Origin of the sequence: Streptomyces sp. Ru62 (genome assembly GCF_002920615.1) — a bacterium.
Taxonomy (GTDB): Bacteria; Actinomycetota; Actinomycetes; order Streptomycetales; family Streptomycetaceae; genus Streptomyces.
In genome coordinates, this window is record NZ_PQSU01000002.1 from 432,801 (window position 1) to 442,907 (window position 10,107).

8 protein-coding genes are annotated in these 10,107 nt (G+C 71.7%); 2 read left to right on the plus strand and 6 right to left on the minus strand.

The genetic code is table 11. From position 1 onward, the window contains the following. Positions 1–98 precede the first annotated feature (98 nt). On the plus strand, positions 99–1,283 hold the full coding sequence (locus C3492_RS04375; protein WP_103810373.1) for a glycosyltransferase: 1,185 nt from the start codon (positions 99–101) through the stop codon (positions 1,281–1,283). Between the two features lie 3 nt (positions 1,284–1,286). Here C3492_RS04375 and C3492_RS04380 read toward each other — a convergent pair whose 3' ends face one another. The 3 genes from C3492_RS04380 to pepN form a co-directional block, all read right to left on the minus strand. Further along, complete coding sequence (locus C3492_RS04380; protein ID WP_219822051.1) at positions 1,287–2,096, minus strand: SGNH/GDSL hydrolase family protein; 810 nt, start codon at positions 2,094–2,096, stop codon at positions 1,287–1,289. A 107-nt stretch (positions 2,097–2,203) separates the two neighbouring features. Beyond that, the gene (locus tag C3492_RS04385; RefSeq protein WP_103810375.1) at positions 2,204–3,265 is read right to left on the minus strand and encodes a hypothetical protein; all 1,062 of its coding nucleotides are present in this window, start codon (positions 3,263–3,265) and stop codon (positions 2,204–2,206) included. Between the two features lie 207 nt (positions 3,266–3,472). Further along, positions 3,473–6,052 carry an aminopeptidase N gene (gene pepN, locus C3492_RS04390; protein WP_103810435.1) on the minus strand — a complete coding sequence of 860 codons (2,580 nt, stop codon included), beginning with the start codon at positions 6,050–6,052 and terminating at the stop codon, positions 3,473–3,475. A 137-nt stretch (positions 6,053–6,189) separates the two neighbouring features. Between pepN and C3492_RS04395 the strand changes: the two genes are divergently transcribed. Next, positions 6,190–6,828 (plus strand): DsbA family protein, encoded by a 639-nt coding sequence (locus tag C3492_RS04395; RefSeq protein WP_103810376.1) that lies wholly within the window; start codon positions 6,190–6,192, stop codon positions 6,826–6,828. Between the two features lie 113 nt (positions 6,829–6,941). Here the strand turns inward: C3492_RS04395 and C3492_RS04400 are convergent, their stop codons facing one another. The 3 genes from C3492_RS04400 to C3492_RS04410 all read right to left on the minus strand — a co-directional run bounded on the left by C3492_RS04400 (position 6,942) and on the right by C3492_RS04410 (position 10,107). Then, positions 6,942–7,589 carry a superoxide dismutase gene (locus tag C3492_RS04400; RefSeq protein ID WP_103810377.1) on the minus strand — a complete coding sequence of 216 codons (648 nt, stop codon included), beginning with the start codon at positions 7,587–7,589 and terminating at the stop codon, positions 6,942–6,944. Positions 7,590–7,710: 121 nt separating this feature from the next. Continuing rightward, positions 7,711–9,096 (minus strand): amino acid permease, encoded by a 1,386-nt coding sequence (locus C3492_RS04405; protein ID WP_103810378.1) that lies wholly within the window; start codon positions 9,094–9,096, stop codon positions 7,711–7,713. Positions 9,097–9,216: 120 nt separating this feature from the next. Beyond that, on the minus strand, positions 9,217–10,107 hold the full coding sequence (locus C3492_RS04410; protein ID WP_103810379.1) for a TauD/TfdA family dioxygenase: 891 nt from the start codon (positions 10,105–10,107) through the stop codon (positions 9,217–9,219).

The window sequence follows — 10,107 nt, forward strand, 5'->3', positions numbered from 1 at the left end:
GTCCGTACCGCCTCATATCGGCTAACCCGCTGTTCACGGGGATGGCTCGATTTTTGTGCAAGGCGGGTGGTCGTGTGCGCGCGAGGCACGGACTGCGTGTGCTGTCGGTCTACGAGGGCTTCTTCTCCGGAGGGGCCCGGATCGTGCACTCCGACGTCGTTCTGGGACTGGCCGAGGGCGGCCAGTCCCATCAGGTGCTCAGCATCCACGGCGAGGTCCACCGCGAGGCCACCCGGCAGCGCATGGAGGACGACGCCTGCTACCGGGCGCTGACCGCCGGCGGCGTCGGCGTCACCTCGCTCGGCCGCACCGCGGGGCTGGTGGACGGCACGGTCGCGGCGAACGTTTTCAGCGGACCCGAGCTGGCCGAAACCGCGCGGTCCATGGCCGCGGCGGACGTCATCCTGTCGCTGAAGGAGCAGCCGCTGGCGCTGATCGACCAGGCCGGGCTGCCCCGCCGCCCGGTCGTGGTCTGCCTGCACCGCTCCGACCCGGAGAACCAGGGACCGGCGCTGACCGAGCTGAAGGCCGCGATCGCCGACGGCACCGTGGTGGCCTGCGTGTGCTGCGCCGAGTCCACCCGGGACGCCTACGCGGCGGCCGGCGTCCCGCGCGAGCTGCTGCACGTCATCCCCAACGGGGTCGACCTGCTCCGCTTCCGCCCGGACCCGGCCGCCCGGGTGGCGTTCCGCGCCTCCCTGGACATCCCGGCCCACGCACCGGTGACCGTCTTCGCGGCCCGCTACGCCGCGATGAAGAACGTCCCGCTCTTCCTGCGCGCCGCCCGCGCCTGGCTCGCCCGCGAGCCCGAGGGGCACGTCCTGATGTGCGGCGCGGGCATGAACGGCACCAACCCGGCACTGTGGGCCGACATCGAGATCGCGTTCGGCGCGGACCGGCACCTCGCGGAGCGGGTGCGCCTGCTCGGCGTACGCCATGACATGGAGACCGTGTACGCCGCCGCCGACGTCGTCGCCCTCACCTCCGCCTCCGGGGAGGCGGCGCCGCTGTGCCTGATCGAGGGCATGATGTGCGGCGCGGTCCCGGTGACGACGGACGTGGGCGACAGCGCGGAGATCGTCCGGGGCCACGGGTTCGTGACCCCGCAGGATCCCGAGGCCATCGCCCTGGCCTGGTCGGCCGCGGTCGCCGACCGCGCCGTACTGGCCCCGGCGCTCGCGGCGAGCCGCGAACGCTTCAGCCGTACGCGCATGATCGCGGCGTACGCCGCGCTGCTCGACGGCGTGCACACGAAGGCCTCGCGCCTGCCCGAGCCGCTGTAGCGGTCACGCCACCCGGGTGAGCACCGGGAGGTAGCCGAGGGACTGTCCCGGCGCCGTCGGGTGGTACGACTCGGTGATCGCCAGCACGTCGACACCGCGCAGCCAGGGCCGGGACGAGCAGATCTCGTGCCCGGCGAAGGCGGCGGTGACGTCGGCGAACGTGAACCCGTGGGCGGTGGCGCGCTGGGCGATCACGGCGTTGAGGTGGTCCACGGCGTCGTTCAGCGTGGCGCGTTCGCCGTCCGGGAGGCCCAGCGCGCAGGCGCCCTGGAGGTGGTACAGGTGCGGGTAGCCGAGCACCACGACACGGGCGGCGGGGGCCCGGCTCCGGATGGCCGAGTAGAGCCGGTCGAGGGCGGCGGAGAGGGACCCGTCGATCGTGGTGCGGGCCCGGGAGACGGCGGACAGGCAGCCATCGCTGCCGCCCAGCGCGCACTTCGCGATGACGGAGACGAAGCCCGAGTCGCTGCCGCCGACAGTGAGCGTGACCAGCCCGGTGCGCGGGCTGAGGTGGCCGAGCTGGCTGGTCAGGACGTCGTCGGCGCCCGCGCCGTTGCACGCGGCGAAGGTGAAGGACGCCGGTGCGTGGGCCTCGGCCCACAGCACGGGGAAGGCCCGGCTGCTGCGCTTGCACTCCTTGCCGGAGTCCAGGTAGTCGCCGGCTCCGGCACCGGAGGAGTAGGAGTCGCCGAGGGCCACGTAGCCGCCGGCCACGGTGCGGGGGGCCACTTGTGCCGTCGCGGGATCGGCGAACGCGCACGCGGCCGCGAGGAGGAGGGAGCACGCGCCTGCCGCTATTCGGGGGTGTCTCATGACTCTCCTCTACCGTGGCCCGCCCCCGCCCCGCCCGCCCTGCTCGTCCGTTCCGGTGACTGCTCACCCGGCCGGCGCAGCAGAACAGGACAAGCGGGCGGCCGTCGCTACCGGGGCAGCACCACGACGTACGCGGCCGGGTCGCGGTCCCCGGACGCCATCAGCGCGGTCCGCACCACGGCGGCCTGCTGCTCCATGGAGTCCCGCAGCTTCCTGGGCGTGAGGTACACGACCGTGATGCCGAGACGTTCCAGGTGCTCGCGTTTGCGGGCGTACTCGGACCACAGCGCGTCGTCGTCCTGCCCCTGGCCCTGCCGATGGCCTTGCCGGGGCGCGCGGGTGTCGAGTTCCACGGCGACCGCCTGGTCCGGCCAGTAGGCGTCCAAGCCGCCCAGGTGCGGGCCGCCGGGCAGGCGCAGGTCGACGTTCCAGACCGGGTCGGGCAGGCCGTACTCGCGGACCATCCGGTACAGGCGGTCCTCGGCGATCGAGCGGCCCTCCGCGAGCAGCGCGTCCACGGCGTCCACCACGTGCGGGCGGTTCAGCAGCTTGGCGCAGGTCAGCTCCCGGACTACCGCCGCCGGTTCGCAGTGGCCGCCGCGCACCGCCTCGGTCAGCAGCCGCCGCACCGCCTCGGCGTCCCTCAGCTCCGCCACCGCGTCCGCCAGCGCCCGGGGCACCGGTGCCACCGGCAGGCCGGTCACCGCCTGGGGGGCGGGCAGATCGGAGGTGCGCAGGACGCGGACGTAACCGGCGGAGCGCAGCCGGCGCTGGCGCGGGACCAGGACGTCCACGTGGTCCAGGGTGGTCAGCGACGGGGTCGACGAGAAGCCGTGCAGGGTCAGCGCCGCCAGCCCGGTGAGCACCGCCTCGTGGTACAGCGGCCGGTGCGGGCTCCCGGCCGTCGGCTGGACCGGGACGCCCGGCTCCGTCGCGCGGGCCGCGTACAGCAGGGCCCCGTGCAGCCGCTCCTCGCCGGTGGGCGGGCCGGGGTGCAGCAGGATCACGTGGGGGAGCAGCTCCCGCCAGGGGCCGTCGGGGCGGCACTGCTCGGCCAGTTCCGCCGTCGTCACGCCGTGGGCGCGCAACTGGGCGGCCGTCAGGACGCGGCGGTGGACGTCGGAGAGGTGGCTCAGCGGGCGGGGGGAGAGCGGGGTGTTGTGGGTCATGGCCTCGGGATTCCCGCCCCCGGTGCGGACCGTAACCGCTGTTACACGGCCGTCGAGAAATGCGGACAAGGCGGGACTAAAGGTCAGGTGTTCGGATGCCGAGTAGGGAAGCAAAACCCCTGGTCCGATCGGGTGCGGACCAGGGGTTACGGCTATGTTTGCCCGAATTTCGTAACGGTCACCGACCGGGCAAGCTCAGGCCAAAGCTCACCGGCCGGCCGCCGCGTCGCACTCCTGCGCGCGCAGCGCCCGCGCCAGGTCGTCCCGCGCCTCCAGCACCAGCCGGCGCAGCGCCGGCGCCGCGTCCCGGTGCGCCTCCAGCCACGCGTCCGTCGCGTCCAGCGTCTCCGGCCGGTCCTGGTACGCCGGGAACAGACCCCGCACCACGTCCATGCCGATCTGGATCGACCGCTCCCGCCACACCCGCTCGATCGCCGCGAAGTACAGCTGCGCGTACGGCGCGGTCAGCTCCCGCTGGGACGGCTGCTGGAAGCCCGAGATCGTCGCCTCCACCAGCGCGTTCGACAGCGCGTCGGACTCCACCACCTGCGCCCACGCCTGCGCCTTGACCGGCGCCGACGGCCGCGCGGCCAGACAGCGCACCTGGTGCCGCTTGCCGGACGCCGTGTCGTCCCGGACCAGCTCCGACGCCAGCACCGACTCGTCCGCCGCCCCGTGCGCGGCCAGCGGCTCCAGGAACGCCCAGCGCAGCTCCTGGTCCACCTCCAGCCCGTCGATCTCGACCGTGCCGTCCAGCAGGTCCGTCAGCAGCTTCAGGTCCGGCTCGGCGGACGCCACGGAGGCGAAGAACCGCGCCCACGCGAGCTGGTGCTCACTGCCCGGCTCCGCCTCCCGCAGCTCCCGCAGCGCCCCCTCGGCCAGCAGCTCCCCGCCGGTCTCCCGCCAGTCCGGCGCCGCGTAGTGCGCCAGCGCGGAGTTCGCCCAGGCGTGCAGCATCTGCAGCACCCCGATGTCCGACTCGCGGCCAGCGAAGCGCAGCACGAGATCGATGAAGTCCCGCGCCGGCAGCAGCGCGTCCCGGGTCATGTTCCACAGCGCCGACCAGCACAGCGCGCGGGCCAGCGGATCGGTGAGCGCGCCCAGGTGCGTGCGCAGCGTGGCCAGCGAGGTCTCGTCGAACCGGACCTTGCAGTAGGTCAGGTCGTCGTCGTTGACCAGCACCAGCTCCGGTGCCTCGGCGCCCGCCAGCTCCGCCACCACCGTGCGCGGCTCGTGCACGTCCGTCTCCACGCGCGCGTACCGCTCCACCGCGCCCTCGGGCGTACGCCGGTACAGGCCCACCGCGATCCGGTGCGGGCGCAGCTCCGGGTGCGACTCCGGGGCCTCCTGGAGAATCGCCAGCTCGGCGATCCTCCCGCCCTCGGTGTCCAGCAGCACCTGCGGGGTCAGCGAGTTCACCCCGGCCGTCTGGAGCCACGACGCCGCCCACGCCGTCATGTCCCGGCCGCTGGTCTCCGCCAGCACCGACAGCAGGTCGCCGAGGCGCGTGTTGCCGTACGCGTTCCGCTTGAAGTAGCGCCGGGAGCCCTCCAGGAACGCGTCCTGGCCGACGTACGCCACCAGCTGCTTGAGCACCGAGGCGCCCTTGGCGTAGGTGATGCCGTCGAAGTTCAGCTTGGCGTCCTCCAGGTCGCGGATGTCCGCGGTGATCGGGTGCGTGGACGGCAGCTGGTCCGCGCGGTACGCCCAGGCCTTGCGGCGGTTGGCGAAGGTGATCCACGCGTCCTTGAAGCGGGTCGCGCCCACGCATCCGAAGGTGCCCATGAAGTCCGCGAAGGACTCCTTCAGCCACAGGTCGTCCCACCACTCCATGGTGACCAGGTCGCCGAACCACATGTGCGCCATCTCGTGCAGGATGACGTTGGCCCGCGCCTCGTACGACGCCTGCGTCACCTTCCCGCGGAAGATGTACTCCTCGCGGAAGGTCACCAGACCCGGGTTCTCCATCGCGCCGAGGTTGTACTCGGGCACGAACGCCTGGTCGTACTTCCCGAACGGGTACGGGTAGTTGAAGTGGTCGTGGAAGAAGTCCAGGCCCTGCTTGGTCACCAGGAACACGTCGTCCGCGTCGAAGTGCGGCGCGAGACCCTTGCGGCACATCGCGCCGAGCGGGATCTCCAGCTTCGTGCCGTCCTCGAAGGTCCGGGTGTAGGAGTCCGTCACATAGTGGTACGGGCCCGCCACCACGCACGTGATGTACGTCGAGATCGGCTTCGTCTCCGCGAACCGCCAGACCCCGTCGGCGAGTTCACCGGCGCCGTTGCTCCACACCGTCCAGCCCTCCGGCGCCCGCACCTCGAAGCGGTACGGCGCCTTCAGGTCCGGCTGCTCGAAGTTCGCGAACACGCGGCGGGCGTCGGCCGGCTCGTACTGCGTGTACAGGTAGACCTCGCCGTCCTCCGGGTCGACGAAGCGGTGCAGACCCTCGCCGGTGCGGGAGTAGGCGCACCGCGCGTCCACGACCAGCTCGTTCTCGGCGGCCAGGTCCTCCAGCGTGATCCGGGAGCCGTCGAACACCTCGCCCGGGTCCAGGTCCCGCCCGTTCAGCGACACGGACGTCACGCTCGGCGCGACCAGATCGGCGAAGCTGGACGCGCCCGGCTCGTTGCAGCGGAAGCGGATCGTGGTCACCGAACGGAACGTGCGCGGCTCGCCGCCCGCGTCGCCGACGGCTGACCGCAGGTCCAGGGACACCTCGTAGCCGTCGACGGACAGCAGGGCGGCCCGCTCCCGGGCCTCGTCGCGGGACAGATTCTCACCGGGCACGGACGGCACTCCCTCGTGATCGCGTGGATGGCGGCTGAACAGCACCGATCCTGCCATGTGCTCCTGACGGGGGTGACGGGGAATGGCACGGCCGGCGGCGGCGTTTCCCCGAGAAAGTGTTCCCCGTGAGGAGAGACATGTCGGACAAGACCCCCGTCGACTTCTGGTTCGACCCGCTGTGCCCCTGGGCCTGGATGACCTCCCGCTGGGTGCTGGAGGTGGAGAAGGTCCGGGACATCGAGGTCCGCTGGCATGTGATGAGCCTCGCCGTGCTCAACGAGAACCGGCTCGACGAGCTGCCCGAGGAGTACCGGGAGATGCTCGCGACCAAGGCGTGGGGTCCCGTCCGTGTCGTCATCGCGGCCCGGCAGGAGCACGGCGCGGAGGTGCTCGGCGACCTCTACACCGCGCTCGGCACCCGTATCCACAACCAGGGCGAGGGCCCGGAGAAGTCGGCCGTGGCCGCCGCGCTGAAGGACGTGGGGCTGCCCGAGTCCCTCATCGACCACTGGGACTCCACCCCGTACGAGCCCGAGCTGCGCGCCTCCCACAAGGAGGGCATCGAGAAGGTCGGCCAGGACGTCGGCACCCCGGTCATCGCGGTGCCCGGCCTCGACGGTGAGCAGATCGCCTTCTTCGGCCCGGTGGTCACCCCCGCCCCGAAGGGCGAGGAGGCGGCCCGGCTGTGGGACGGCACGATCGCCGTGGCCTCGGTACCGGGCTTCTACGAGATCAAGCGGACCCGCACCGAGGGCCCGGACTTCAGCAACCTGTAGCCCGGTCCGCCCCGCGCAGGGGAAGACCCCCGTGAGTCACGTCCTCACGGGGGTCTTCTCTCATCCGCCTGCCGTCGTGAAGGGTGAGAAGACGATCACGAGGCAGGACGTTCTCAGGGGGCCAGGAGCAGCACGTTCGCGCGGGACTTCGCCGCCTCGTAGCGCTTGGCGACGTCCTGCCAGTTGACGACCTGCCACATGGCCTCGATGAAGTCGACCTTCTGGTTCCTGTACTGGAGGTAGAAGGCGTGCTCCCAGGCGTCGAAGACCAGGATCGGGGTGGAGCCCTGGCCGACGTTGCCCTGGTGGTCGTAGACCTGCTCCACGACCAGCCGACCGCTCAGCGGCTCGTGGGCGAGGACGCCCCAGCCGGAGCCCTGGGTGGTCGCGGCGGCCTTGGACAGCTGGGTCTTGAAGGCGGCGAAGGAGCCGAAGGACTCCTTGATCGCCTCGGCCAGCTCGCCCACGCCGTCGGCGGCCAGCGGCTCGCCGCCGCCGTCCTTCGGGCCCGTCATGTTCTGCCAGTAGATCGAGTGCAGGATGTGCCCGGACAGGTGGAACGCCAGGTTCTTCTCCAGGCCGTTGATCGAGCCCCATGACTCCTTGTCCCGCGCCTCGGCGAGCTGCTCCAGCGTGTCGTTCGCGCCCTTCACATAGGCCGCGTGGTGCTTGTCGTGGTGCAGCTCGATGATCTCGGGACTGATCACGGGAGCGAGCGCCGCGTAGTCGTAGGGCAGGTCGGGCAGCGTGTAGACGGGCATGGGTGATCCCCTCCGGAACCTTATTGCAAGTATCTTGCAACTACACGCTAGCAACAACAGTGTCGGAGAAACAGAAAGGCCCCCACGTGTCGCACGTGGGGGCCTCGCGGGGGTGCGGCGGTCAGCGCCGGGCCCGCGCCCGCTGCCAGGCGTACCCCACCGCTGCCAGGACCAGCGTCATCCCGCCCGTCGAGCAGAGCTGGACGCGGGTGCCGGGCTCGCGGGCCATCAGGACGAAGATCGCGACCATTCCGGCCAGGGCGACCCAGGTCAGCCACGGGAAGCCCCACATGCGCACGACCAGCTTCTCGGGGGCCTCGCGCTCGATGCGGCGGCGGAGCAGCAGCTGGGAGACCGCGATGAAGATCCAGACGACCAGGATGACCGCGCCGATCATGTTCAGCAGCCAGGGGAAGACGTCGTCCGGGCGCCAGTAGCTGAGCAGCACGCACACGAAGCCGAAGAAGCAGGAGGTGAGGACGGCGGCGCGCGGGACCCCGCCGGACAGCCTGGCCAGCGCCTTCGGGCCCTGGCCGCGCTCGACCAGCGAGTAGGCGATGCGCGAGGAGCCGTAGATGTTGGCGTTCATCGCGGACAGCAGGGCGACCAGGACGACCACGTTCATCAGCTGGCCCGCCCCGGGAATGCCCAGGTGGTCGAGGGTGGCGACGTACGGGCCCTTCGCCACGACCTCCTCCGAGCTCCAGGGGACGAGGGTGACGACGACCGCCATCGAGCCGATGTAGAACAGGGCGATCCGCCACATCGCCGTGCGGACGGCGGAGGCGACACCGCGCACCGGGTCCTCCGACTCGGCCGCCGCGATGGTGACCGTCTCCAGGCCGCCGTACGCGAAGACCGAGGCGAGCAGGCCCACCAGCAGGCCCTCGCTGCCGTGCGGCAGGAAGTCGGTCAGGTTCGAGGCGCCGGGGGAGTCGGTGCCGGGCAGCACACCCGCGATGGCCAGCGCGCCCAGGATCAGGAACAGGCTGATCGCGCCCACCTTCAGCGCGGCGAACCAGAACTCGAACTCACCGAAGTTCTTCACGGCGGCCAGGTTCGCCCCGCAGAAGACGACCATGAACAGCGCGACCCACATCCACTGCGGGGTGCCCGGCAGCCAGCTCTGGACGATCTTCGCGGCGCCGATGCCCTCCAGGCCCACCGCCGTGCAGAGCAGGACCCAGAAGGACCAGCCCGCGGCGAAGCCCGCCCAGGGGCCGATCGCCCGCTCGGCGTGCGCGGAGAAGGAGCCCGAGGACGGGTAGGCGGCCGACATCTCGCCGAGCATCCGCATCACCAGCATCACCAGGACGCCGGAGAGGGTGTAGGCGATCACGATGGACGGGCCGGCGGCGGCGATGCCCGCGCCGGAGCCGACGAAGAGGCCCGCGCCGATCACCCCGCCCAGGGCGATCATCGACAGATGGCGCTGCTTGAGGCCGTGGGAGAGGGAGGCGTCCGCCCGCTGCTGCGGCGGCGTCTCCGTGGTCGTGCTGCTGGGCATGGAGGCGGCTCTCCAGTGCAATAGGCGGGCAAAAACCCCGCCAGTCTGGGCGGCCCGTCCGCTCACACGACAGGGCCGCCCATCATCCGGACACCCGGCGTACGCAGGGTGAATTCCCGGTTACGCGGCCACGGGCGTGTAGTGCGACGCGTCGCCCTCGATCGCGTAGCTCTCCTTGCCCTCGATGCCGACCGGGACGTCCCCGGCGACGGTCACCCGGTGCAGACGGCGCGGCAGACCGTCGTAGTTGTCGATGGCGTAGTGCTGGGTGCTGCGGTTGTCGAAAAGGACGAGCTGGTGCTCGGACCAGCGGTGGCGCAGCACGTTCTCCGGGCGGGTGACGTACGCCTGCAGCAGGTCCAGGAGCGTGCGGGACTCGCCTGTCGACAGGCCGACGATCCGCTGTGCGAACCCGCCGATGAACAGTCCGCGCTCGCCGGTCAGCGGATGGACGCGTACCACCGGGTGCGCGGTGCGGTACTTGATGGAGGTGAACTGGGCGCGCTGGGCGGCCCTCTCCTCGTCGATCTCCTCGTCCGGCACCGCGTAGTCGTAGTCGTTCGTGTGTTCCGCCCACAGGGTGTCGGCCAGGCGGCGCAGCGGCTCGGGCAGGTCGCGGTAGGCCGCCGCCGCGTTGGCGATCAGCGTCTCGCCGCCGTACGGCGGGACGGTGAGCGAGCGCAGGGTGCTGGCCTGCGGCGGGTTGAGGACGAAGGTGACGTCCGTGTGCCAGTGGTTGGCGCGGCCCCGCTCGCTGTCGACCGGCAGCACGTTCGGGGCGCCGTCGACCGCGCCGACCGTCGGGTGCGCCGTGGTCAGGTCGCCGAAGTGGCGGGCGAAGGACTGCTGGCCGGCGTCGTCCAGGCCGTCGGCGTCGAAGACGAGCGCCTTGTGGACGCCCAGGGCCTCACGGATCGCGGTGACCTCCTCCGGGGCGAGCGGCCGGGTGATGTCGACGCCGGAGACGCGCGCGCCGATACGGGCGGTGACCTTGGTGATCTCGATGGACAT

What these genes read in the sequence shown, in the direction of transcription:
- C3492_RS04410 (WP_103810379.1), bottom strand. Translation starts at nt 10,107, where the DNA reads ATGTCCATCGAGATCACCAAGGTCACCGCCCGTATCGGCGCGCGCGTC.
- C3492_RS04400 (WP_103810377.1), bottom strand. Translation starts at nt 7,589, where the DNA reads ATGCCCGTCTACACGCTGCCCGACCTGCCCTACGACTACGCGGCGCTC.
- C3492_RS04385 (WP_103810375.1), bottom strand. Translation starts at nt 3,265, where the DNA reads ATGACCCACAACACCCCGCTCTCCCCCCGCCCGCTGAGCCACCTCTCC.
- C3492_RS04380 (WP_219822051.1), bottom strand. Translation starts at nt 2,096, where the DNA reads ATGAGACACCCCCGAATAGCGGCAGGCGCGTGCTCCCTCCTCCTCGCG.
- C3492_RS04395 (WP_103810376.1), top strand. Translation starts at nt 6,190, where the DNA reads ATGTCGGACAAGACCCCCGTCGACTTCTGGTTCGACCCGCTGTGCCCC.
- C3492_RS04405 (WP_103810378.1), bottom strand. Translation starts at nt 9,096, where the DNA reads ATGCCCAGCAGCACGACCACGGAGACGCCGCCGCAGCAGCGGGCGGAC.